Annotated in this window: 19 protein-coding genes; 11 read left to right on the top strand and 8 right to left on the bottom strand. The window is 62.3% G+C overall.

What is annotated here, in order from left to right; translation table 11 throughout:
• The first annotated feature begins 21 nt into the window (after window positions 1-21).
• Genes HP546_RS01605 through HP546_RS01590 form a run of 4 tightly spaced genes read left to right on the top strand, consistent with a single transcriptional unit; the run spans window position 22 to window position 3,916 of the window.
• On the top strand, window positions 22-1,032 hold the full coding sequence (locus HP546_RS01605; RefSeq protein WP_027920247.1) for an ABC transporter permease subunit: 1,011 nt from the start codon (window positions 22-24) through the stop codon (window positions 1,030-1,032).
• A 10-nt stretch (window positions 1,033-1,042) separates the two neighbouring features.
• On the top strand, window positions 1,043-1,969 hold the full coding sequence (locus HP546_RS01600; protein ID WP_172218981.1) for an ABC transporter permease subunit: 927 nt from the start codon (window positions 1,043-1,045) through the stop codon (window positions 1,967-1,969).
• A 10-nt stretch (window positions 1,970-1,979) separates the two neighbouring features.
• Window positions 1,980-2,948, top strand: a complete 969-nt coding sequence (locus tag HP546_RS01595; RefSeq protein WP_172218979.1) for an ABC transporter ATP-binding protein — start codon at window positions 1,980-1,982, stop codon at window positions 2,946-2,948.
• Window positions 2,948-3,916, top strand: a complete 969-nt coding sequence (locus HP546_RS01590; protein WP_172218977.1) for a peptide ABC transporter ATP-binding protein — start codon at window positions 2,948-2,950, stop codon at window positions 3,914-3,916. The genes HP546_RS01595 and HP546_RS01590 overlap by 1 nt, the downstream gene beginning before the upstream one ends.
• A 360-nt stretch (window positions 3,917-4,276) precedes the next feature.
• Here the strand turns inward: HP546_RS01590 and HP546_RS01585 are convergent, their stop codons facing one another.
• Both HP546_RS01585 and HP546_RS01580 read right to left on the bottom strand, forming a co-directional pair.
• A complete protein-coding gene (locus HP546_RS01585) occupies window positions 4,277-5,176 on the bottom strand; it encodes a hypothetical protein (RefSeq protein WP_172218975.1) in 900 nt (299 codons plus the stop codon).
• A gap of 358 nt (window positions 5,177-5,534) precedes the next feature.
• The gene (locus tag HP546_RS01580) at window positions 5,535-7,118 is read right to left on the bottom strand and encodes a peptide chain release factor 3 (protein WP_172218973.1); all 1,584 of its coding nucleotides are present in this window, start codon (window positions 7,116-7,118) and stop codon (window positions 5,535-5,537) included.
• Between the two features lie 489 nt (window positions 7,119-7,607).
• Between HP546_RS01580 and HP546_RS01575 the strand changes: the two genes are divergently transcribed.
• The 4 genes from HP546_RS01575 to HP546_RS01560 are packed head-to-tail and all read left to right on the top strand — an operon-like array spanning window position 7,608 to window position 11,053.
• Complete coding sequence (locus HP546_RS01575; RefSeq protein WP_172218971.1) at window positions 7,608-8,321, top strand: ABC transporter permease; 714 nt, start codon at window positions 7,608-7,610, stop codon at window positions 8,319-8,321.
• A 13-nt stretch (window positions 8,322-8,334) separates the two neighbouring features.
• Window positions 8,335-9,249, top strand: a complete 915-nt coding sequence (locus HP546_RS01570; protein ID WP_172218969.1) for a glycine betaine ABC transporter substrate-binding protein — start codon at window positions 8,335-8,337, stop codon at window positions 9,247-9,249.
• The gene (locus HP546_RS01565) at window positions 9,246-9,899 is read left to right on the top strand and encodes an ABC transporter permease (RefSeq protein WP_172218967.1); all 654 of its coding nucleotides are present in this window, start codon (window positions 9,246-9,248) and stop codon (window positions 9,897-9,899) included. The genes HP546_RS01570 and HP546_RS01565 overlap by 4 nt, the downstream gene beginning before the upstream one ends.
• Window positions 9,896-11,053 carry a betaine/proline/choline family ABC transporter ATP-binding protein gene (locus HP546_RS01560; protein ID WP_172218965.1) on the top strand — a complete coding sequence of 386 codons (1,158 nt, stop codon included), beginning with the start codon at window positions 9,896-9,898 and terminating at the stop codon, window positions 11,051-11,053. The genes HP546_RS01565 and HP546_RS01560 overlap by 4 nt, the downstream gene beginning before the upstream one ends.
• 109 nt (window positions 11,054-11,162) lie before the next feature.
• On the opposite strand, the gene HP546_RS01555 is transcribed toward HP546_RS01560, so the two are convergent.
• The 3 genes from HP546_RS01555 to HP546_RS01545 form a co-directional block, all read right to left on the bottom strand.
• Window positions 11,163-13,592 (bottom strand): TonB-dependent siderophore receptor, encoded by a 2,430-nt coding sequence (locus HP546_RS01555; protein WP_172218964.1) that lies wholly within the window; start codon window positions 13,590-13,592, stop codon window positions 11,163-11,165.
• 108 nt (window positions 13,593-13,700) lie between these two features.
• The gene (locus tag HP546_RS01550) at window positions 13,701-14,669 is read right to left on the bottom strand and encodes a FecR family protein (RefSeq protein ID WP_172218962.1); all 969 of its coding nucleotides are present in this window, start codon (window positions 14,667-14,669) and stop codon (window positions 13,701-13,703) included.
• Window positions 14,670-14,689: 20 nt separating this feature from the next.
• Complete coding sequence (locus HP546_RS01545; protein ID WP_172218959.1) at window positions 14,690-15,175, bottom strand: sigma-70 family RNA polymerase sigma factor; 486 nt, start codon at window positions 15,173-15,175, stop codon at window positions 14,690-14,692.
• Between the two features lie 505 nt (window positions 15,176-15,680).
• Between HP546_RS01545 and HP546_RS01540 the strand changes: the two genes are divergently transcribed.
• Window positions 15,681-16,844, top strand: a complete 1,164-nt coding sequence (locus HP546_RS01540) for a type III PLP-dependent enzyme (RefSeq protein WP_172218957.1) — start codon at window positions 15,681-15,683, stop codon at window positions 16,842-16,844.
• Window positions 16,845-17,002: 158 nt separating this feature from the next.
• On the opposite strand, the gene HP546_RS01535 is transcribed toward HP546_RS01540, so the two are convergent.
• Both HP546_RS01535 and HP546_RS01530 read right to left on the bottom strand, forming a co-directional pair.
• Window positions 17,003-17,752: a tetratricopeptide repeat protein gene (locus tag HP546_RS01535; protein ID WP_172218955.1), complete on the bottom strand. Its 750-nt coding sequence runs from the start codon at window positions 17,750-17,752 to the stop codon at window positions 17,003-17,005.
• Window positions 17,753-17,755: 3 nt separating this feature from the next.
• The gene (locus HP546_RS01530) at window positions 17,756-18,436 is read right to left on the bottom strand and encodes a Fe2+-dependent dioxygenase (protein WP_172218953.1); all 681 of its coding nucleotides are present in this window, start codon (window positions 18,434-18,436) and stop codon (window positions 17,756-17,758) included.
• A 221-nt stretch (window positions 18,437-18,657) separates the two neighbouring features.
• Here HP546_RS01530 and HP546_RS01525 point away from each other — a divergent pair, with 221 nt between their 5' ends.
• Together HP546_RS01525 and HP546_RS01520 are read left to right on the top strand one after the other, a co-directional pair.
• On the top strand, window positions 18,658-20,901 hold the full coding sequence (locus tag HP546_RS01525) for a TonB-dependent siderophore receptor (RefSeq protein ID WP_172218951.1): 2,244 nt from the start codon (window positions 18,658-18,660) through the stop codon (window positions 20,899-20,901).
• A gap of 59 nt (window positions 20,902-20,960) precedes the next feature.
• The gene (locus tag HP546_RS01520) at window positions 20,961-23,558 is read left to right on the top strand and encodes a sulfite reductase flavoprotein subunit alpha (RefSeq protein ID WP_172218949.1); all 2,598 of its coding nucleotides are present in this window, start codon (window positions 20,961-20,963) and stop codon (window positions 23,556-23,558) included.
• Between the two features lie 174 nt (window positions 23,559-23,732).
• On the opposite strand, the gene HP546_RS01515 is transcribed toward HP546_RS01520, so the two are convergent.
• The coding region (locus HP546_RS01515) for a transposase (RefSeq protein ID WP_172218947.1) at window positions 23,733-24,096 on the bottom strand (364 nt) is incomplete at its 5' end.

The following is a 24,096-nucleotide window of genomic DNA, read 5'->3' as shown; positions in this document are numbered from 1 at the left end:
CCTGATGAGGTAACCCCGACAATGTTGAGTTTTATTGCCCGGCGCCTTGGCCTGCTGATACCGACCTTTTTCGGCATCACCTTGCTCACCTTCGCGCTTATACGCCTGATCCCCGGCGACCCGGTGGAAGTGATGATGGGCGAGCGCAGGGTCGACCCCGAAATGCATGCCCAGGCCATGGAGCGCCTGGGCCTGAACAAGCCGCTGCCGGTCCAGTACCTGGACTACGTCGGCAAGCTGGCCCACGGTGACCTGGGTGAATCGCTGCGCACCCGCGAAAGCGTATGGACCGAGTTCCTCACCCTGTTCCCCGCTACCCTCGAACTGGCCCTGGCCGCCCTGCTGTTCGCCGGCGTCGTCGGCCTGCTGGCCGGGGTGATCGCCGCGCTCAAGCGTGGCTCGCTGTTCGACCATGGGGTGATGGGCATATCGCTGGCCGGCTACTCGATGCCGATCTTCTGGTGGGGCCTGATCCTGATCATGTTCTTCTCGGTCAGCCTGGGCTGGACCCCGGTGTCCGGGCGCATCGACCTGCTCTACGACATCGAGCCGAAGACCGGCTTCATGCTCATCGACACCCTGCTCAGCGACGAAGAAGGCGCGTTCAAGGACGCGGTGATGCACCTGATCCTGCCGGCCATCGTGCTCGGTACCATCCCGCTGGCGGTGATCGCCCGCATGACCCGCTCGTCGATGCTCGAAGTGCTGCGCGAGGACTATATCCGCACCGCCCGCGCCAAGGGTCTGTCGCCAGCCCGCGTGGTGTTCGTGCACGGCCTGCGCAACGCGCTGATCCCGGTTCTGACCGTATTCGGCCTGCAGGTCGGCACGCTGCTGGCGGGGGCGGTGCTGACCGAAACCATCTTTTCATGGCCGGGCATCGGCAAGTGGCTGATCGAAGCCATCGGCGCCCGCGACTACCCCGTGGTCCAGAACGGCATCCTGTTGATCGCCTGCCTGGTAATCCTGGTCAACTTCGTCGTGGACATTCTCTACGGCCTGGCCAACCCACGCATCCGTCATCAGCGCTGAGGCCCTTGCCATGACTAGCCCGATTGCAAAACCTGTGGCGCCGGCCAGCCCGGTGGACCACAGCCTGCTCTACCCTTCGCCGTACAAAGAGTTCTGGCAAGCCTTCGCGCGCAACAAGGGCGCGGTAATGGGCCTGGCCTTCATGTGCCTGGTGGTGTTCTGCGCACTGTTCGCTCCCTGGGTCGCCCCGCATGACCCGAGCGAGCAATACCGCGACTTCCTGCTGACCCCGCCGGTGTGGCTCGAAGGCGGCACCTGGCAGTTCATCCTCGGTACCGACGAACTGGGCCGCGACCTGCTTTCGCGGTTGATCCAGGGCGCGCGGCTGTCGTTGCTGATCGGCCTGTCGTCGGTGGTGATGTCGCTGATCCCGGGCATCCTGCTGGGCCTGCTGGCCGGCTTTTTCCCGCAAATTCTCGGGCCGTCGATCATGCGCCTGATGGACGTGATGCTGGCCCTGCCGTCGTTGCTGCTGGCCGTAGCCATCGTCGCCATCCTCGGCCCAGGCCTGATCAACACGGTGATTGCCATCGCCATCGTTTCGCTGCCCTCCTACGTGCGCCTGACCCGCGCTGCGGTGATGGGCGAACTGAACCGCGACTACGTCACCGCCGCGCGCCTGGCCGGTGCCGGGCTGCCGCGGCTGATGTTCGTCACCGTGCTGCCCAACTGCATGGCGCCGCTGATCGTGCAGGCCACCTTGAGCTTTTCTTCGGCGATTCTGGATGCCGCCGCCCTGGGCTTCCTGGGCCTGGGCGTACAACCGCCAACCCCCGAGTGGGGCACCATGCTGGCGTCGGCCCGTGACTACATCGAGCGCGCCTGGTGGGTGGTGAGCCTGCCGGGCATCACCATTCTGCTCAGTGTGCTGGCAATCAACCTGATGGGCGACGGCCTGCGCGATGCGCTGGACCCGAAACTCAAGAACGCCGCCTGAGGAGAACGCCATGTCACTGTTGCAGATCAATAACCTCAACGTGCGCTTCGGCGACGCCAACGCAGTACCGGTGGTCGACGGCCTGGACCTGGTGGTGGACGCCGGCGAGATCCTGGCCATCGTCGGCGAGTCCGGTTCGGGTAAATCGGTGACCATGATGGCCCTGATGGGGCTGATCGACGCGCCGGGGCGCATTACCGCCGATGCCCTCAACTTCGACGGCACCGACATGCTCAAGCTCAGCGGTCGGCAGCGGCGCAAAGTGGTGGGCAAGGACATCGCGATGGTCTTCCAGGACCCGATGACCGCGCTCAACCCCAGCTATACGGTGGGCTTCCAGATCGAGGAAGTGCTGCGCCAGCACCTTGGCCTGAAAGGCAAGGCGGCGCGCCAACGGGCCCTGGAGCTGTTGAAAAAGGTGGAAATCCCGGCTGCGGAAAGCCGCCTGGATGCCTACCCGCACCAACTGTCCGGCGGCATGAGCCAACGTGTGGCCATTGCCATGGCAATTGCCGGCGAGCCCAAGCTGCTGATCGCTGACGAGCCCACTACCGCGCTCGACGTGACCATCCAGGCCCAGATCATGGAACTGCTGGTCAACTTGCAGAAAGAACGCAACATGGCGCTGATCCTGATCACCCATGACCTCGCCGTAGTTGCCGAAACGGCCAGGCGAGTGTGCGTGATGTACGCCGGCCAGGCCGTGGAAGTCGGCCAGGTACCCGAGCTGTTCGATGTGCCCGCCCACCCCTACAGCGAAGCCTTGCTGGCGGCGATCCCCGAGCACAGCATCGGCGCCGAACGCCTGGCCACCCTGCCCGGCATCGTCCCCGGCCGCTACGACCGCCCGGTCGGTTGCCTGCTGTCGCCGCGCTGTCCGTATGTGCAGGACAACTGCCGAAACCAGCGCCCGTCCCTCGACCCCAAGGCGCATAGCCTGGTGCGTTGCTTCTACCCGCTGAACCAGGAGGTGGCGTGATGGCCGTCGTTCTATCCGCCCGGGCGCTGACCCGGCATTACCAAGTGTCCCGCGGGCTGTTCAAGGGCCATGCCCTGGTTCAGGCGCTGAATGGCGTGTCGTTCGAGCTGGAAGCTGGCAAGACCCTGGCGGTGGTCGGCGAGTCCGGCTGCGGCAAGTCGACCCTGGCGCGTGCCCTGACCCTGATCGAAGAGCCATCCTCGGGCTCGTTGCAGATCGCCGGCACCGAGGTGACGGGCGCCAGCAAGGCCGAACGCAAGCAACTGCGCCGTGATGTGCAGATGGTGTTCCAGAGCCCCTATGCCTCGCTCAACCCGCGGCAGAAGATTGGTGACCAACTAGCCGAGCCACTGCTGATCAACACCTCGCTGAGCAAGGCCGAACGGCGCGAGAAGGTGCAGAAGATGATGGAACAGGTCGGCCTGCGGCCCGAGCACTACCAGCGCTACCCGCACATGTTTTCCGGTGGCCAGCGCCAGCGTATCGCCCTGGCCAGGGCGATGATGCTGCAGCCCAAGGTGCTGGTGGCGGACGAACCGACCTCGGCGCTGGACGTGTCGATCCAGGCCCAGGTGCTGAACCTGTTCATGGACCTGCAGAAGGAGTTCAACACCGCCTACGTGTTCATCTCGCACAACCTGGCGGTAGTGCGGCATGTGGCTGACCAGGTGCTGGTGATGTACCTGGGGCGGCCGGCGGAGATGGGGCCCAAGGCGGATATCTACGAGAAGCCGCTGCATCCCTATACCCAGGCGCTGCTGTCGGCCACGCCGGCTATTCATCCGGACCCACTCAAACCAAAGATACGCATTGTTGGCGAGCTGCCCAACCCGTTGAATCCGCCGGATGGCTGTGCGTTTCACAAGCGCTGCCCGTATGCGACCGAGCGGTGCGCCAAGGAGGTGCCGGCGCTGCGACAGGTCAGTACCCGGCAGGTAGCGTGCCACTATGCCGAGCAGTTTCTTTGATCGTTGATTAAGGGCGGGCCGCTTTGCGGCCCATCGCCGGCAAGCCAGGCTCCCACAAGTACGGCGCAGGGCGTGAATTCGATGCGGTCTGGGTGGGAGCTGGCTTGCCGGCGATTGGCCGCAAAGCGGCCCCGGCTATTTCAATGCATGAACAACCAGATCAGGATGATCACCGGGATCGGCACCCCGATCATCCACAGCAATATCGAGCGCATGGCCTGTCTCCTTGTCGAGCGCCAAAGCAAAGGGCGGCATAAGCCGCCCCTCGATTCAGTGCATGAACAGTGCAATCAGGATAATCACGGGAATCGGTACCCCGATCATCCACAACAGTATCGAGCGCATGGCAGTTCTCCTTGCTTAACGTTGAATGGTCCGGTGAGCGACGTAGTCACCTTCAAGCCACTGCACGCGGTCACGTTGACGGCCACCGTACAGCGCCGCGACGCTGGCGAAGAACGCGCCGCACAGCAGTGCGACAAAGGTCCACAGCGCCGTCCAGGCGGCAACCTTGGCAGCGGTGTCGGCCGCTTGCTTGGCGTCGGTCTTCAGCTGCTGTACCTGGGCCATCACCTGGTCGACACGTGCCTCTGCTTCGGCCTGGCTCAGGCGGGTACGCTGCGCCACCAGTTGCGCCAGGTAGGCGCGATCTTCGGCAGACAATGCCTGGTCACTGGCAATCCCTTTGGCCAGGATGCGTGCGGCTACACCGTTGGCGGCATCGTCGCTGACCGGTGCCGGGCCATCGCCACGGAACAGGCTGTCGACGAAGTAACCCATCGAGTCATTATTGCTACCCGCCGCTGCTGCACCACCTGCTGCTACCGACATGGTCGCGGCCTGTGACGCGGCACTGGCACCGGCACCTACCAGGTTGCCAGCTGCACCCAGTACCAGCATCGCCGCTACCAGCGTGGCTACAGCCCAGGACAGGAAGCCATGTGCGGTATCGCGGAAATATACCTCGTCACCGTGCAGGTTGGCCCATTTCACCCGCAGCCGACCGGCAATGTAGCCGCCCAGCCCTGAGGCGATGATCTGCGTCAGCAGCAGCCAGACAATGGTGGAGACGCCCAGGGCCTTGGCACTTGCACCCTCATCAGCCCAGGGCGAAGTGGCCGCAAAGCCAAGGCCCGCACCCAGTACCACAAGGATGAGAGACAAGGCTGCAGCAGTAGCGGCGCCAGCGAAGATAGCCGCCCAGGAAACCCCTGAGCGGCTTTGGGTATCGACAACGGGGTAGTCGGCAGAGGTGATCATGATGTTTGGCCCTATGTTGTTAGCGAGAAATCCATTCGCGCAGTAACCATTGCAGCAGCCATGCCATTTGTGACAAAAAATGACCATCATTAAAATCAATGACTTAGTGAAATATGCTGTTTCAGAACCGTGCAAAATGCGCGAGAGGCGCTCAGGCATCAGGTGTTCTGCATTCTTGGGTCAATTGACGATCTGGGGTTCAGCGCCGGATCAATTCGCTGTCGACGCTCTACAAGTGCCCCGCCACCACACCGGCAGTGCCGCCTGCAGGCGGGTCGTGGCGACCTCGTTGCGGAGTTCAGGGAGTGTTTGATGAAGTGAACTGAAATGGGGCCGCGTTGCGGCCCCATTTCAGTTATCAGTGATGTTCGCGGGTAGCGCGGAACTTGACGTCCGGCCAGCGCTCTTCCATCAGTGCCAGGTTGACCCGGGTCGGGGCCAGGTAGGTCAGGTGCCCGCCACCGTCGATGGCCAGGTTTTCCATGGCCTTGGTCTGGAATTCCTCGAGCTTCTTCTTGTCGTCGCAGCTGATCCAGCGCGCCGACCAGACGGTGATCGGCTCGTAGGCGCATTCCACCTTGTACTCTTCCTTAAGGCGGCTGGCGACCACGTCGAACTGCAGCACACCCACCGCACCCAGGATGATGTCGTTGCTGCGCTCCGGGAAGAACACCTGCGTTGCACCCTCTTCGGCCAACTGCTGCAGGCCCTGGCGCAACTGCTTGGATTTCAGCGGGTCCTTCAGGCGTACGCGGCGGAACAGTTCCGGGGCAAAGTGCGGGATACCGGTGAAGCCCAGCGCCTCGCCTTCGGTGAAGGTGTCGCCGATCTGGATGGTGCCGTGGTTGTGCAGGCCGATGATGTCACCGGCAAACGCCTCTTCCAGTTGCTCACGCTCGGAGGAGAAGAAGGTCAGTGCATCGCCGATGCGCAAGTCTTTGCCGGTACGCACATGACGCATCTTCATGCCCTTCTCGTACTTGCCCGAGCAAATGCGCATGAAGGCGATACGGTCGCGGTGCTTCGGGTCCATGTTCGCCTGGATCTTGAACACGAAGCCGGTGAACTTCTCTTCCACCGGCTCCACGGTGCGCTCGTGGGCGACACGGGCCAGCGGGCGCGGCGCCCAGTCGACAACCGCGTCGAGCACATGGTCTACGCCGAAGTTGCCCAGTGCGGTACCGAAGAACACCGGGGTCAGCTGGCCGTTGATGAACTCGTCCTGATCGAACTCATGGCAGGCGCCCTGGACCAGTTCGAGCTGTTCGAGGAAACGATCATATTCGTCCCCCAGGTGCGCACGGGCTTCATCGGAGTCGAGCTTCTCGATGATCTTCACCTCGGTACGCTCATGGCCGTGGCCCGGGGTGTAGACAATGATGTAGTCACCGCGCAGGTGGTACACGCCCTTGAAGTCGCGGTAGCAACCGATCGGCCAGGTGATTGGCGCGGCCTTGATCTTGAGCACGGCTTCGATTTCGTCGAGCAGTTCGATCGGGTCGCGGATATCACGGTCGAGTTTGTTGATGAAGCTGACGATGGGCGTGTCGCGCAGGCGGCACACGTCCATCAGGGCGATGGTCCGCGGCTCTACACCTTTACCGCCGTCGAGCACCATCAGCGCCGAGTCCACCGCGGTCAGGGTGCGGTAGGTGTCTTCCGAGAAGTCTTCGTGGCCGGGGGTGTCGAGCAGGTTGATCATGTGCTCCCGGTACGGGAACTGCATCACCGAGGTGGTGATGGAGATGCCGCGCTGCTTCTCCATTTCCATCCAGTCGGAGGTGGCGTGGCGGTCGGACTTGCGCGACTTCACGGTACCGGCGACGGCAATGGCCTTGCCCATCAGCAACAGCTTCTCGGTGATGGTGGTCTTACCGGCGTCGGGGTGGGAAATGATTGCGAAAGTGCGGCGCTTCGCGACTTCGGCGGCCTGGTTGGTCATGGGAAATCGCCTGACTGGGGGATTTTAAAAGGGGCGATATCATACCTGAAGTTGGGCGGGGACCAAAATTTGCTGAACAGGCGGCGCTTGGTACGGCCCTTTCGTGGGTGAATAGGCCGGCCCTGCCACAACAAATTTTCCAGGCAATTGCTTTATCACGGCAAATGGCCACAGGGTAGTTGTTTCAACGCCCGCAGCACATTAACCCACTGTTTTTTCTCGCCATAATTACGCACACCCAGTGATTAACGCTGGCCAAATGCCGCTTCAAGTGGGAACCTTTGCGCCCACGGAGACGTCCACTCCCCTGCAACCCGCTTCGCTTGGGGATTGGTTTTACTGGCATTTTCGGGCCCGACGGGGTTCGGCTCATGGCTTGATTCGCAGCCTTCGGCCTGCGTCACGCTGCTACTCGCGAACACACCACCCGCCGCCAACCATGGCCGGCTTCAAAGAAGTGTGCTCGCCGACAACACAAGGAGTCCGCCTGTGGCTAAACGCTACGGTAAAGGGCTGTTGGGATGGGCCGCCGTGCTCGTCATCCTGGCCCTGCTGATCCACTGGATCGGCATCGACACGATCGCGCGTTATCGCGACGATCTTGGGTTCTACCTGCAAGCGCACCTGATACTGGTGCTGGCTTCGATGGCGGCGGCGTTGGCCGTGGGCATCCCCGCCGGCATTGCGCTCAGTCGACCGCACCGGGTCGACAAAGCCGAGCGCTTCATGCAGTTCTTCAACGTTGGCAACACCATTCCCCCTCTGGCCGTTCTGGCCATCGCCCTCAGTATCCTGGGCATCGGCGCCGGGCCTGCGATCTTCGCGCTGTTCCTCGCCTCCCTCCTGCCCATCGTGCGCAACACCTACGAGGGCCTCAAAAACGTCCCCGCCTCGCTCAAGGAAGCCGCCACCGGCATCGGCATGACCCCGCGCCAGCAACTCTGGCAAGTGGAGCTACCGAACGCCGTGCCGATCATTGTCGGCGGGGTGCGCGTGGCCCTGGCGCTGAACGTGGGTACCGCGCCACTGGCTTTCCTGATCGGGGCCAACAGCCTGGGCAGCCTGATCTTTCCCGGCATCGGCCTGAACAACCAGCCACAGCTGCTGCTGGGTGCCGCCTGCACCGCATTGCTGGCCCTGGTGCTGGATGCTGCGGTGAGTTTCTCCAGCAAGCGCTGGCTGGAACGTGGCCTGGCCCAATAAAGATAGGGAACGTATGAAGAAGAGAATCGCCTTGCTGCTGGGCGCGGCCCTGCTGTTTGCAGGATTTGCCCAGGCGGCGGACAAACCGCTGATCCGTATCGGCGCGCGGGTGTTCACCGAACAGACCGTGCTAGCCGAAATCACTGCGCAGTACCTGCGCGCCAATGGCTTTGACGTGCGCGTCACCACCGGCCTTGGCAGCAACATTGCCCGCCAGGCCCAGGAAACCGGCCAGCTCGACCTGATGTGGGAATACACCGGCGTGTCGCTGGTGTCGTACAACCATATCGACGAGCGCATGCCCAGTGCCGCAGCCACCTTCGCCCGGGTAAAGGCGCTGGATGCAAAAAAGGACCTGATCTGGCTGAGCCCGTCGAAGTTCAGCAACACCTACGCGCTGGGTTTGCCCAAGCAAGTGGCCGAAGCCTATCCGCAGATCAATACCATCAGCGACCTCAACCTGGTACTGCGTGACGAAAGCGAGCGCACCCACCTGGTGGCACTGGACACCGAGTTCGCCAACCGCCCCGACGGCCTGGTCGGGCTGCGCGAGATGTACCGACTGCCGCTGGACCGGCGCAATATCCGCCAGATGGACGGCGGCCTGGTGTACACCGCCATGCGCAACAACCAGGTATTCGCCGGGCTGGTCTACACCACCGACGGCCGCCTGAGCGCGTTCAACCTGAAACTGCTGGAAGACGACAAGCACTACTTCCCCGACTACACCGCCGCGCCGGTGGTACGCAAAGCCGTGCTCGATGCCAACCCGCAACTGGTCGGCCTGCTCAAGCCTCTGGCCGAGCTGCTGGATGACGAAACCATGCGCCAGCTGAACGCCCAGGTCGACGTCGAGCACCAGAACCCCACCGCCGTGGCTGCCGCCTTCCTGCGAGAGCACCCACTGCACAGCGAGGGCCAGCCATGAACCTGATCGACACTTTCAACCACCTGGACTGGGCGCAGGTGCTGCAGCTGACCTGGCAGCACATCATGCTGGTCGGCGTCGCCGTCAGCCTGGCGATTCTGGTCGGCGTGCCGCTGGGCATCCTGATGACACGCTTCCCGGCCGTCGCCGGCCCGCTGCAGGCCAGCGCCACGGTGCTGCTGACCATTCCGTCCATCGCCCTGTTCGGCCTGCTGCTGCCGTTCTATTCAAAGTTCGGCCAGGGCCTTGGCCCACTGCCGGCGATCACTGCGGTGTTCCTGTACTCGCTGCTGCCGATCATGCGCAACACCTACCTGGCCCTGACCAACGTCGAACCCGGCATCCGTGAAGCGGCGCGCGGCATCGGCATGACCTTCGGCCAGCGCCTGCGCATGGTCGAACTGCCCATCGCAGTGCCGGTGATTCTTGCCGGTGTGCGCACTGCCGTGGTCATGAACATCGGCGTCATGACCATTGCCGCCACCATCGGCGCCGGCGGCCTGGGCGTGCTCATCCTCACCTCCATCAGCCGCAGCGACATGTCGATGCTGCTGGTCGGCGCCGTACTGGTCAGCCTGCTGGCGATCATCGCCGACCTGCTGCTGCAAACCCTGCAACGTGCCCTGACTCCAGAAGGACTGCGCTCATGATCGAACTGAAAAACCTCAGCAAGACCTTCAACGCCAACGGCAAGGACGTCAAAGCCGTCGACTCGGTGAACCTCACCGTCAACGAAGGCGAAATCTGTGTGTTTCTCGGCCCGTCGGGCTGCGGTAAAAGCACCACGTTGAAAATGATCAACCGCCTGATCAAACCTACCTCCGGCCAGGTGTTCATCAACGGCGAGGACACCACCGGGCTGGATGAGGTCACCCTGCGCCGCCATATCGGCTATGTGATCCAGCAGATCGGCCTGTTCCCCAACATGACCATCGAGGAGAACATCACCGTGGTACCGCGCCTGCTCGGCTGGGACAAGCAGAAGTGCCACGACCGCGCCCGCGAGCTGATGCACATGATCAAGCTCGAACCCAAACAGTACCTGCAGCGCTACCCGCGCGAGCTTTCCGGCGGCCAGCAGCAGCGTATCGGCGTGATCCGCGCCCTGGCAGCGGACGCGCCGGTGCTGCTGATGGACGAACCGTTCGGCGCGGTCGACCCGATCAACCGCGAGATGATCCAGAACGAGTTCTTCGAGATGCAACGGGCATTGAACAAGACCGTGATCATGGTCAGCCACGATATCGACGAGGCGATCAAGCTGGGTGACAAGATTGCCATCTTCCGCGCGGGCAAGCTGTTGCAGCTGGACCACCCGGACACCTTGCTGGCGCACCCGGTGGACGACTTTGTCAGCAATTTTGTCGGCCAGGACAGCACCCTCAAGCGCCTGTTGCTGGTGCGTGCCGAAGATGCAGCGGACAACGCGCCGTCGGTAAGCCCGGGGACGCCGGTGAGCGATGCGGTGGAACTGCTGGACGAGCACGACCGCCGCTATGTGGTAGTGACCGATGGGCAGAACAAGGCGCTGGGCTACGTGCGCCGGCGTGACATGCATCGCCAGCAAGGTACGTGTGGCGACTTCCTGCGCCAGTTCAATGCCACGGCCTCGCATGATGAGCATCTGCGCATCCTGCTGTCGCGCATGTACGAGTTCAACCGGGCCTGGTTGCCGGTGCTGGATGCCGAGCAGGTGTTCCTGGGTGAAGTGACCCAGGAGTCGATTGCGGCTTACCTGAGCTCGGGGCGCTCGCGTGGGGCCAAGACCAGCATTGTTTCGCCAGCCGAGGCGGTCGCGTCCTGATCCGAGAGCCTCTTCGCGGGTAAACCCGCTCCCACAGGGTAGGTGCAGAAGCCAAGACTTGCACCGGACCTGTGGGAGCGGGCTCACCCGCGAAGCAGGCGACGCGGTATCAGAACCCTACACTGGCCTGCACATAGAAGGTCCGCGGCTCACCCACATAGATGCCGGCATTGTTGTCGCTGGAGCGAGTGAAGTACTGTTTGTCGAACAGGTTCTTCACCCCCGCCGCCAGCTTCAGGTTGGACATCTGCGGCCCGAACTCATACCCGCCCCGGGCATGCCAGGTCACGTACCCCGGAATATCGCCATACTGCCCATCGGCACCAGGCTCGGTGATGTAGTCGCCGTTGAAGCTGCCGTCGGCGTTGATCCCGGTACCTGGCGCGCGCTGCTTCGACTGGGCGTAGGCATCCAGGTTCCAGGTCCAGCGGTTGACCGCGTAACGCACTCCGGCAGTAGCCACCTGGCGTGAATAGAACGGCAAGTCACGGCCCTTGAAGCCCGGGATCTCCCCTTCATAGGTGGCGCGGGTGAAGGTATAACCGCCGCTCACCGACAGCCCGTCAAGGCGCGGGTCCAGCCCGGCCAGGTCATAGCGCACTGACGCCTCGATACCCTGGTGCCTGGTGGCGCCAAGGTTGGTCCAGCCCACGTCATTGCTGATGTATTGCAACTCGTCATCAAAGTCGATGTAGAACGCTGTCAGTTCACCGGCAAACCCGCCATCGTCATAGCGCGTACCCACTTCATACGTCTTGGCTTTTTCCGGCTCCAGGCCATTGGCCGTGCTGTCGCCCGCACCACCCTGCCCCAGCTGGAAGTACTGCAGGCTGCCAAACGAGGTCTCGTAGTTGGCGAACACCTTCCACGCATCGGAGATGTGGTACATCACGCTGAGCGCCGGCAACGGCTCGTTGCTGGTGATGCTGCGGTTTTTCTCCGGCACCGGGCGGTTGTTGGCGTCCAGCACCGAGCGGTCGCGCCAGTCGGTGTTGATGTGCTCGAAGCGGATGCCCGGGGTGATCGTCCAGTTGCCCACGTCGATCTTGTCGTCGATGTAGTAGGCGCTGGCCTCGGTGCCGCCGCTGCGGTCCTGGAACACGTGACCATCGGACGTCGGGGTGGGGGTCGGCACATTGTCGATCAGCGCAAGGCGGGTCGACTGCTCGCGCATGGCTTCCTTGAGGTAGCGGTAGCCCACGCTGACTTCCTGGGTGGTCGGCCCGGCGAAGAAGATGCGCGACAGGCGTGGCTCGATGGCGAAGGTGTGGTAGTTGCGCGGGTATGACGACAGGGTTTTCATGTCGCGCGCGGCGATGGTGCTGCCGCGAAAGCTGTCGGTGTAGTACGTCAGCACCTCGAACTGGGTAGCGTCGTCGAGCTGGCGCTGCCACTTGAACGATACGTCCTTGCGCCGGCCGGCGAAGTAGTCGTAGTCGCGCAGCGACTGGTACGGGTTGCTGTCGTACTGGGCCTGGGTCAGCCCGCCGGGCATGTCGGCGCGGCCATCGTAATAATGAAAGTTGAGCCAGAACTCGTCGACATCGGTGGGCGCCCAGTGGGTCTTGAGGATGACGTCGTCGATGTCGTTGCCGTTGTTGCTCTCGCGGTAGCCGTTGCCATTCACCCCGGTGTAGAGCAGCGCAACGCCCATGCCGTTGTCTGCAGTGCCGCCGACGAACGCTGACTCGGTGTGCTTCCAGCCGCCGTGTTGGGAGGTTTCCAGGGTGGTGGACAGTTCGGCTGAGGCTTTCTCCGGGATCGCCCGGGTGACGAAGTTGATCACCCCGCCGACGTTCTGCGGGCCATAGCGCACCGAGCCTGCGCCGCGAACCACATCAATGCTGTCGAGGTTGCCGGATGAAATCGGCGCCATCGACAACTGCGGCTGGCCGTAAGGCGCAAAGGCCGCCGGAATGCCATCGATCAGTACCGTGGAGCGCGGCGACAACCGCGAGGTCAGGCCACGCACACCGACGTTCAACGACAGGTCGCTGCCGCCGGTGCCGTTGGAATCCTGTACCTGCACGCCAGGGATGCCGCGCAACACGTCGCGCACATTCATCGCGCCCTTCTCCACCATCGCCTCGCGGCGCACCACGGTGCGTGCGCCGGGGTGGTTCTGCACCACGCTCTGCTGGGCCTCACCCAGCCAGTCACCCACCACCTTGATGTCGGTGGGCGCCAGCTCCAGGCTGCCGCCGCCGAGGGCGTCAGCGGCCTGGGCCGGCTTGACCACCACCGTGCCCTGGGACATCTCGTAGGTCAGGCCGCTGCCTTGCAGCAACTGCTGCAGCGCCTGCTCGGGGGCCAGCCGGCCAGACACGGCCGGGGCCTGCTTGCCGGCAACCAGGTCGGGGCTGAAGAACAGCTGCAGGTTGGTCTGCTGGCCAAGCTGGTTCAGCGCCGAAGCCAATGGCTGGGCCTGGATCTGGATGGTGCCGGCCGCCGCTGCGGACTGGCTGTGGACGGCCACGGCACTGACTGCCAAGGCCAGCGCCAAGGCACGGAAGCGTGGGAAGGGCTTGTTATTGTTCACGTCGTCGAAACTTCCTGGAATGCGGGATAAACGCCAACCGCATGCAAATGTAAATGCTTGGCAGTTGCAGCTAGCGGGGAAGACGAACGAGCGGAAAAAAACCTGAATCTATTTCGCGATTATTTCTCGCGACCCGTCTTCATGGGCCTTGATGGCCACCGGCAGGATGCTCGGCAAGGCCCGCAGCAAGGCGTCGGTATCGTCGGTGCTGAAGGTGCTGGAAAGCCGCAACTGGGCGACTTTGCCGGGGGCGATCCATATCGGCTGGCTGCGATAGCGCGATGCTTCGGCCACCACCTCGGCGAGGGTGGCGTTGTCGAACACCAGCTTGCCCTGGCGCCAGGCGGTCACGGCATTGGTGTTGACCGTATAGGGTGCGGCCACCACGCCTTTTGCATCTATATATGAGCCCAGGCCAGCAGTCAGTCGCGCCAGCGAAGCGCCCTGGCCCTGCACCCGCACCGAGCCCTGCTCCACTGCCACGCGGGTAGCGGCCGGGTCGAGGCGTACATCAAAGCGGGTACCGGTGACGGTCACGCTGCCCTGGGCAGTGTCCACCACGAATGGCCGGCTGCTGTCGTGGGCGACGGTGAACATCACCTCGCCGGCACTCAGCCGGACATGCCGCTGGCCGGCGCTGAAATCGACCTGCAACTGCGTGCTGCCGTTGAGTTCGAGGTGCGAGCCGTCCGGCAATTCGACCTGGCGGCGCTCATTGAAGGCAGTCTGCAGGGTGTCTTGGTGATTCAGTTGCTGGTAGTGCCAGGCGCTCCAGCCCAGCCCCAATGCCAATACCGCCACACTAGCGGCCAACGCCTGGCGCAATAAACGCCGGCGCGGCAGCTGCTGCACCGGGTCCGGCTGGCATAGGGCCTCGAGGCGCTGACGAGGTATGAGGTCGGCGGCCTGCCAGACGCGGCTGAGATGGTCGAATTCTTCGCGGTGGCGCGCGTCGCTCTCCAACCAGGCACGTAACTGCTTCTGCAGCGCGGTATCACCGGGCGCGTCCTGCACGCGAACGAACCATGCGGCCGCCTGCTCGCGGACGGTATCGGTACCGGTACCGGGCTGTTTCATCGAAAAGGCCTCCTGACTCATCATGCCGACACATCCAGGTGCTCACGCAGATGCCGGAGCGTGCGGATCATATACTTTTCGACCATGTTCTTGCTCAACCCCATGCGCTGGGCAATCTCGGCCTGGGTCAGGCCTTCGAGCTTCTGCCAGATGAACACCTGCCGGCAGTTGAGCGGCAGCTCGGCCAGCGCCCGCTCGACGCTGTCGGCCAGTTCCAGTGCATGCACGTAAGCCTCCGGGTCGCTACTGCCGACAGCGCCGGCGTCGAACGCGTCCAGCTCAACTGCCTGGCGCCGGTCTTCGCGGCGAAAGCCGTCCACCGCAATGTTGCGGGCCGTCTGGTGCAGGTAGGCACGCGGCTGCTCAACCTGCTCACGCGGGTTTTCCAGCACCCGGACAAAGGCGTCATGGGTGAGGTCTTCGGCCTGCTGGCGATTGCGCAACTTGCGCGTCCAGGTGCCGATCAGCTCATGGTAATGGTCGAAGAAGCCTTTGTGTCCGGACACGATCAGGGCCGTCAGGGAGGCAGATAAGGGTGCGAATAGTAATGGTTCTCATAAAAACCGGCAATTCCGCCAGTCGGTAACAAAAAATTTATGACGGATTTCATGCACGGTCGTACAAAAAAATGTGGCCATAAATATGAACACCTGTGGCCATTTGGCGGGTGAACCTGCTGCCACTTCAATAGCGAAAACCCTGCGGGGGCGGGTTTACCCGCGCAGGGGTCAACGCGGTCCATTCCACAATTATTTACGCTTGAAACATCCCGGGGAACATCAGCCGGTCACACGAGTCGGTTATTCAAATGGCGGGTCGTCGATCCACGCCGATCGCGCCCGGATTGCCTGTTGATTCTGCATTCTTCACGCCCTAAAGTGCGCGCCGAACGTCCATGCTGGAAACGATCCATCCGGCTCAAGTACTGAGTAGGCGAACCAAAGTGGGGATACGGAGGACGTTCAGTTTGCAGCCACTTAAATTTACCGTTTGCCCATGGAGTCCCTGAGCATGTCGATCCAGGTTGAAGACTATTTCGCGCGTGACACCTTCCAGAAAATGAAGGCGTTCGCCGACAAGCAGGAAACCCCGTTCGTGGTCATCGACACCCAGATGATCAGCCAGGCCTACGACGACCTGCGCGCCGGTTTCGAATTCGCCAAGGTCTACTACGCGGTCAAGGCCAACCCGGCCGTTGAAATCATCGACCTGCTCAAAGAGAAAGGTTCGAGCTTCGACATCGCCTCGATCTACGAGCTGGACAAGGTGCTGGACCGCGGCGTCAGCGCCGACCGCATCAGCTACGGCAACACCATCAAGAAGTCCAAGGACATCCGCTACTTCTACGAGAAGGGCGTGCGCCTGTTCTCCACCGACTCGGAAGCCGACCTGCGCAACATCGCCAAGGCCGCGCCGGGCTCGAAAGTGTACGTGCGTATCCTGACCGAAGGTTCCACCACTGCCGACTGGCCGCTGTCCCGTAAATTCGGCTGCCAGACCGACATGGCCATGGACCTGCTGATCCTCGCCCGCGACCTGGGCCTGGTGCCTTACGGCATTTCCTTCCATGTGGGTTCGCAGCAGCGCGACATCAGCGTATGGGACGCAGCCATCGCCAAGGTCAAAGTGATTTTCGAGCGCCTGAAGGAAGAAGACGGCATCGAGCTGAAGCTGATCAACATGGGTGGCGGCTTCCCGGCCAACTACATCACCCGCACCAACAGCCTGGAAACCTACGCCGAAGAGATCATCCGCTTCCTGAAGGAAGATTTCGGTGACGACCTGCCGGAAATCATTCTGGAGCCAGGCCGCTCGCTGATTGCCAACGCCGGCATTCTGGTCAGCGAAGTAGTGTTGGTTGCACGCAAGTCGCGCACCGCCGTCGAGCGCTGGATCTACACCGACGTGGGCAAGTTCTCCGGCCTGATCGAAACCATGGATGAAGCCATCAAGTTCCCGATCTGGACCGAGAAGAAAGGCGAAACCGAAGAAGTGGTCATCGCCGGCCCGACCTGCGACAGCGCCGACATCATGTACGAAAACTACAAGTACGGCCTGCCGCTGAACCTGGCCATCGGTGACCGCCTGTACTGGCTGTCGACCGGTGCCTACACCACCAGCTACAGCGCAGTGGAATTCAACGGCTTCCCGCCGCTGAAGTCGTTCTACCTGTAATGCATAACGGGGCCGAAACGCCCCGTTTTCATTTGTGTGCTGTTCAGTTACGGCCCTTTCGCGGGTAAACCCGCTCCCACAGGTACGGTGCTCCCTTCAGGCCCAGCGCAGTACCTGTGGGAGCGGGTTTACCCGCGAAGAGGCCGGCACAGGCACCCTCACTCCCCGCGCCGTTCGATCTCCTCGGCATAGCGCCCGGCAAACGCCATCAACACCGGCCCCGCGCCCTGCAAGGTCACCAGCGCCGCGCGCAGGAAGTTCATGTTCCCCTCGACCCGCGCCCGCTCCAACCACTGCCCTGCTTCCGCCAGCTCACCCCGCTCGACCAGCACCAGCGCCAGGCTGAACATGCCGCGAAAATCCCCCGCCTCGGCCGAACGCCGGTACCAGCGCACCGCCCGCGCCGGGCTGGGTGCCGTGGCGATGCCTTGCTCAAGGTAGCGCCCGTACAGGTTCATCGACTTGGCATGGCCCTGCTGGGCAGCCTTCTCGTAACACATCAGCGCCTGCGCCTGGTTGGCCGGTACGCCACGCCCGGTTGCCAGCAGGTTGGCAAGGTTGTACAGGCCCCAGTCCAGGCCGGCATCTGCCGCCCGGGCATAGTGAATGGCGGCCTGGGACAGGTTCACCTCACCGCCCCAGCCATGCTCCAGGCAACGCCCGAGCATGTTGTGCGCCATGGCACTGCCGCCCTGTGCAGCAATGCCGAACCAGCGGCGGGCGACCCCGGCATCCGCCTCGATACCGCGCCCGTCGAGCAGGATCTGACCCAGCAGCGACTGCGCCTCGATCACGCCCTGCCCGGCTGCGGCGAGGATCGCCTGGGCAGCCTTGCCGGGGCTTTCTTCGAGCATGGCCTGCAAGCCAGCCACATCCACCACTTCTTCACGTCGTAACAGGTAGGACACGGTTCAGACCTCGGCCCAGCGGCGCAGCAGGTTGTGGTAGGTGCCGGTCAATTGCAGCAGCGAAGGGTGATCCGGCACATCGGCGGTCAGTTGCTGGATGGCGTTGTCCATCTCGAACAGCAGCGCCCGCTGGCTGTCCTCGCGCACCAGGCTCTGGGTCCAGAAGAACGCAGCATAGCGTTGCCCGCGGGTCACCGGGTTGACCTTGTGCAGGCTGGTGCCGGGGTACAGCACCAGGTCTCCGGCAGCCAGCTTGATCTGCTGCACGCCATAGGTGTCCTGGATAACCAGCTCGCCGCCGTCATAGCTGTCCGGGTCACTGAGGAACAGCGTGGAAGACAGGTCGGTGCGCACCCGTTCGGCGCTGCCCTTGGGCTGGCGCAAGGCGTTGTCGATGTGGAAACCGAAGTTGCCGCCTTCGCGGTAGCAGTTGATCAACGGCGGGAACACCTTGTGCGGCAAAGCCGCCGACATGAAGCGCGGGGTTTTCCACAGACGGTCGATCAGCGCAGTGCCTATCTCCTTGGCCAGCGGGTGGCCCTCCGGCAACTGCAGGTTGTGCTTGGCCTTGGCCGACTGATAGCCAGCCGTGATCTTGCCGTCGGCCCAGTCGGTCTGCTCCAGCGCCTCGCGGATACGGGCCAGTTCATCAGCCTCGAACAGGCCGGGGATGTGCAGCAGCATGTCGAAGTACCGTCAGGAAATCCAAAGGAGTCAATGATATTGATTCCCTTTTGCACTTCACAAGCCCCATTCGCCGCTTAAGACGTTTCAGCTTGATGAAACCGTAAAGGCAAATTGTAAAGATTGTAAATTCTTCACGAATGGTAACGAATCTCAATTGTTAGTCACAATTGCTTACATTAGTATCCGCCGCCACAACACCTTGGGGAAGGTCCTTAGCAATGCGCCAGTACGTACCATCTGCAGTGAGTTCGCCACGCCTGATCGTCACCGCTATCGGTGTAGCGGTATCTGCTGTATCGACTGCTCAGTTTGCTCACGCAGATGATCAGCTGGGTGATTCCGTCATTTCGCTGGATGCGACCAGTGTCAACGCGGCGCAGGATGCCACCAGCTACAAGGCTGACACCGCCAGCTCCAAGAAATACACCGCGCCACTGCGTGAAACACCTAAAAGCGTTACGGTGATCCCACAACAAGTCATCCGTGACACAGGTGCGACCTCCTTGGTAGATGCCCTGCGTACTACACCTGGCATCACCTTCGGCGCCGGCGAGGGCGGCAATCCGGCTGGAGACCGCCCAATCATTCGCGGTTTCAACGCAGAGAGCGACGTCTTTATCGATGGCATGCGCGATGTTGCTTCCCAAAGCCGGGAAATCTTCAACGTTGAATCCATCGAAGTGGCCAAAGGCCCTGGTTCTGCATTCACCGGTGCCGGCTCAACGGGCGGTAGCCTGAACCTCGTTACCAAGAACGCAAAACTGGGTGACAGCTACAACGGTGGGTTCACCTGGGGCTCAGACCAAACCAAACGCACCACACTGGATCTGAACAAACAGCTGACCGACACCTCCGCCTTCCGCCTGAACCTGATGAAGCACGAGGCCAACGTCGCCGGTCGTGACGATGTAGATGTGAGCCGCTGGGGCGTGGCTCCCTCCTTCGCTTTCGGTTTGGGCACCGATACCCGGGTAACAGTGGGTTACTACCACCTGAAAACCGACGACATGCCGGACTATGGTATCCCGCTTGATCGGAGCGCCACGCGTAGCAAATACGATGTAGATGGCCCGGCACATGTTGATCGCGATAATTTCTACGGTTTGAATGGTCGCGATTATCGCAAGACCAGCAACGACAGCGGCACGATCCGTATAGAACATGACCTGAACGACAATCTGACGCTGTCCAACAGCTTCCGGATGTCACGTTCGACACTCGACTACATCGTAACCAACCCGGATGACAGCAAAGGGAACGTGGCCAATGGTACGGTCTACCGCTCTACGAAGAACCGCAACTCGACGTCCAAAGGCTGGGTGAACCAAACCGACCTGAGTGCCAAGTTCGATACTGGTTTCATTCAGCATAGCCTTGTAACGGGCCTTGAGTTCAGTTACAGCGACACCCATAACCGCGGTTATGTCATTACTTCGGCAGCTGGCACGGGTACCGTTTGCAGCCCGGCGCTGCTGGCTTCGGGCGATTGCACGAGCCTCTATGACCCTTCTCCCGATGACGGCTGGTCTGGAACCATCGCTGATAGCGCTGCATTCACTGACACCGACACCAAGACCAGCGCTGCTTATGTATTCGACACACTCACCTTCAATGATCAATGGTCGCTGAACCTTGGCTTGCGTTACGACGATTACCAGACAAAATCGAGCGGCTACAGCACGGGTGGTCGTGGCTCACTCCCAGGCGACTTCTCTCGGGAAAACAATGCGCATTTGTGGAATTATCAGGTCGGCGTAGTCTACAAGCCGCTGCCTAACGGCAGCATTTACGCTGCATGGTCGACTTCCAGCAACCCGTCGGGGGAAACCAGCGGTAACGGTGGGCTGGAACTGGCAGTCAACAACAGCAACCTCGATCCGGAGCGCAACCGCAACTACGAGATCGGTACGAAGTGGGATTTCTTCGACGACAACCTGTCGCTGACCGCTGCCTTGTTCCGCACCGACAAAACCAATGCACGGGTCACCGATCCTGACAATGCGACCTATCAAGTACTGGATGGCGAACAACGTGTACAGGGTGTGGAGCTTACGTATGCGGGTAACCTGACAAGCAAATGGAAGGTCTACGGTGGCTACACGTATATGGAAAGCGAGATCGTGAAAACCTCGACCGCAGCGAACGAGGGCAACCACATGCCTAGTACGCCGCGAAACAATTTCACCTTCTGGTCGACTTACGACATCATTCCTCAGCTGACTATTGGTGCCGGTGCCACCTTCGTTGACTCGCGATTTGGCGACGAAGCCAACTCAGTCGAAGTGCCTTCCTACTGGCGCTACGACGCCATGGCGACCTATCGTCTGACTAAGAATGTAGACCTGCAGTTGAATGTGCAAAATTTGACTGACAAGCGTTACTTCGATCAGGTGTTCGCTCCGCATTACGCGCACGTAGCGCCCGGCCGAACTGCGCTCATGAGCGCTAACTTCCACTTCTAAGGAAGTCACCCCGAGCCCCGTTCATTCCAGTGAGCGGGGCTTTTGCGTATCAAGGCATAATGCACGCCGCGCAGGCAGCGGCAGAAACACAAGGTGATCATGTCGTGAAGAAGACGCTGTTCCAATTGCACTGGTTCTTTGGCATCACCGCTGGCCTGGTGCTGGCCGTGATGGGCATCACCGGCGCCCTGTACTCGTTTCAGGAAGAACTGCTGCGCGCATTCAATGCCGACGTACTCAAGGTAGAAGTCCGCGCCGAAGGCGTACTGCCACCGGCCGAACTGGTGCAGCGCGTCGAAGCCCAGCAACACGACAAGGTGTCGATGCTGTGGGTGGACGTACGCGAAGGCAACGCCGCACGCATCTTCTTCATGCCGGCCCCGGGCGAACGTCGCGGCGAGCTGCGCTACGCCGACCCCTACACCGGCGAACTCAAGGGTGAAGTGGCCGGGCAAGGCTTCTTCAACCTCATGCTCAAGCTGCACCGTTTCCTGGCCATCGGCGACACAGGCCGGCAGATCACCGGCGCCTGTACCCTGATGCTGGTGTTCTTCTGCCTGTCCGGCTTGTACCTGCGCTGGCCGCGCAAGGCGCTGGACTGGCGCACCTGGCTGACCTTCGACTGGGCGAAGAAAGGCCGCGCCTTCAACTGGGACCTGCACGCCGTAGCCGGTACCTGGTGCCTGCTGTTCTACCTGTTGTTCGCCCTGACCGGCCTGTTCTGGTCCTACGAGTGGTACCGCGAAGGCCTGAACAAGCTGCTGGCCGACGCGCCGGCCGCCGGCCAGCAGCAAAAGCGCGGCGAAGGCCGTGGCCGCCACGGGCCGCAAAAGGTCGACAAGAACGCGCCGCCGCTGGTCGTCGACTACGATGCCATCTGGGCCAACCTCAAGGACGCCGCCGGCCCAGGCCTGGCCGCCTACAACCTGCGCCTGCCTCCGGTTGGCGGCCAGCCGGCCAACCTGTTCTACCTGCTGGACAGTTCCGATCACCCACGCGCCTTCAACACCCTGGTACTGGACCCGGCCACCGGCCAGGTGAAAAAACACGACCGCTACACCGACAAGTCCTTCAAGGCCCAGCTGCTGCAAAGCGTCTACGCCCTGCACGTCGGTGAATACTTCGGCCTGCCGGGACGCATTATCGTCACCATCGCCAGCCTGACCATGCCGCTGTTCTTCGTCACCGGTTGGCTGCTGTACCTCGACCGCCGCCGCAAGAAGCGCCAGGTCCGCGCAGCCCGTGGCAATGTCACAAGCAACACTGGCAGCAGCGACAGCTGGCTGATCGGTTTTGCCAGCCAGAGCGGCTTTGCCGAGCAGCTCGCCTGGCAGAGCGCCGGGCAGTTGCAGGCGGCCGGCCTGCCGGTGCAGGTACGCGCCTTGGCCGATCTGGCGGAAAGCGACTTGCGCCAGGCGCGCCGCGCGCTGTTCGTGGTCAGTACCTTCGGCGACGGCGAAGCGCCCGACAGCGCCCGCGCCTTCGAACGCAAGGTGCTGGGCCAGCCGTGGGCGCTGAACAACCTCAACTACGCCCTGCTCGCCCTGGGTGACCGCCAGTACCCGCACTTCTGCGGTTTTGCCCGCCGTCTGCAAGCGTGGCTGGGTGAGCGCGGTGCCAGCAGCGCGTTCAGCCCGGTGGAAGTGGACAATGCCGACCAGGCAGCCCTGCAGCAATGGCAGCAGGAGCTGGCGCAATTGACCGGCGCCCAGCCAGTGGCCGCCTGGCAGCCGCCAAGCTTTGGCAACTGGTCGCTGGTGCGCCGCGAACTGCTCAACCCGGGTAGCCAAGGCCAGCCGGTGTACCTGCTGGGCCTGCAACCGGAGCAACCCGCCAGCTGGGAAGCCGGAGACCTGGTGGAGATCCTGCCGCTCAATGGGCAGCCACGGATCGACGCTTTCCTCAACGGCATGGCGCTGGACGCCACTGCCCGGGTGCAGGTTAATGGCCTGGGCGAAACGCTGGCCCAGGCCTTGGTCGGGCGACAGTTGCCGACGCGACGTGATCACCTGATCGGCTTGCAGCCGCAAGCGCTGGTGGACGCACTGGTACCGATCGGCAGCCGCGAATATTCGATCGCCTCGATTGCCAGCGATGGTGTGCTGGAACTGATCGTGCGCCAGGAGCGCCACGCCGATGGCAACCTGGGCCTGGGTTCCGGCTGGCTGACCGAGTACCTGCCGCTGAACGGCACGCTAAGCCTGCGCCTGCGGCGCAACAGCGGCTTCCACCTGCCGGAAAGTGCCGCACCGATGATATTGATCGGCAATGGCACTGGCCTGGCCGGCCTGCGCAGCCTGATGCGGGCGCGGGTGAATGCGGGCGAGCAGCGCAACTGGCTGCTGTTCGGCGAGCGCAATCGCGCCCATGACCTGCTGTGCGCTGATGAGCTGCAAGGCTGGTTGGCCAGCGGCGACCTGGCACGCCTGGACTTGGCGTTTTCGCGGGATCAGGCCGAGAAAGTGTATGTGCAGGATGTGCTGCTGCAGCAGGCCGAGGAATTCAAACGCTGGGTGGCAGATGGCGCCTGTGTGTATGTCTGCGGCAGCCTGCAGGGGATGGCTGCGGGAGTGGATGCGGCGCTCAACGGTTTGCTTGGCGAGGCGGTTGTGCAGCAGCTGGTCGAGGATGGGCGATATCGGCGGGATGTGTACTGATCTGTAATAGATGTAGTTGGCCCTTTCGCAGCACTAGGCTGCTCCTACAGATGCAGCGCGTAACCTGTAGGAGCAGCCTTGTGCTGCGAAAGGACCGGCCCTGCTTTAGTGCAGGGAGTGTCAGGTTTTTTGTGTGCGGGCCGGTAATGGCCTGCCGCCCGGCAGGCCTTGATTTCACCAGGTTGGCCTGATGAACCGATCTCCGTACAGAATCGCAAATTGATTCATCGCACTTTTCCAGTCATGCGCCGCTGACCCCCAGTTCGCTGTGATGTTGCGCAGCCCCAGCCAGATCAGTTTGGTCGCCGCGTCGTCGTTCGGGAAGTGACCGCGGGTTTTGATGATCTTGCGTAGCTGAGCGTTGATACTCTCGATGGCATTGGTGGTGTAGATCACCTTCCGGATGGCCGGTGGGAAAGCAAAGAACGGAATCACTCGATCCCACGCCCGTCGCCAGGCAGTCACCACTGTTGGATATTGCGTGCCCCAAGGCCCGCTTTCAAACTCATCCAGTGCCTGTTCAGCCGCCTGGGCGTTG

Origin of the sequence: Pseudomonas sp. CM25 (genome assembly GCF_013179705.1) — a bacterium.
Lineage (GTDB): Bacteria > Pseudomonadota > Gammaproteobacteria > Pseudomonadales > Pseudomonadaceae > Aquipseudomonas.
This window is presented reverse-complemented; position numbering and strand designations above follow the sequence as displayed.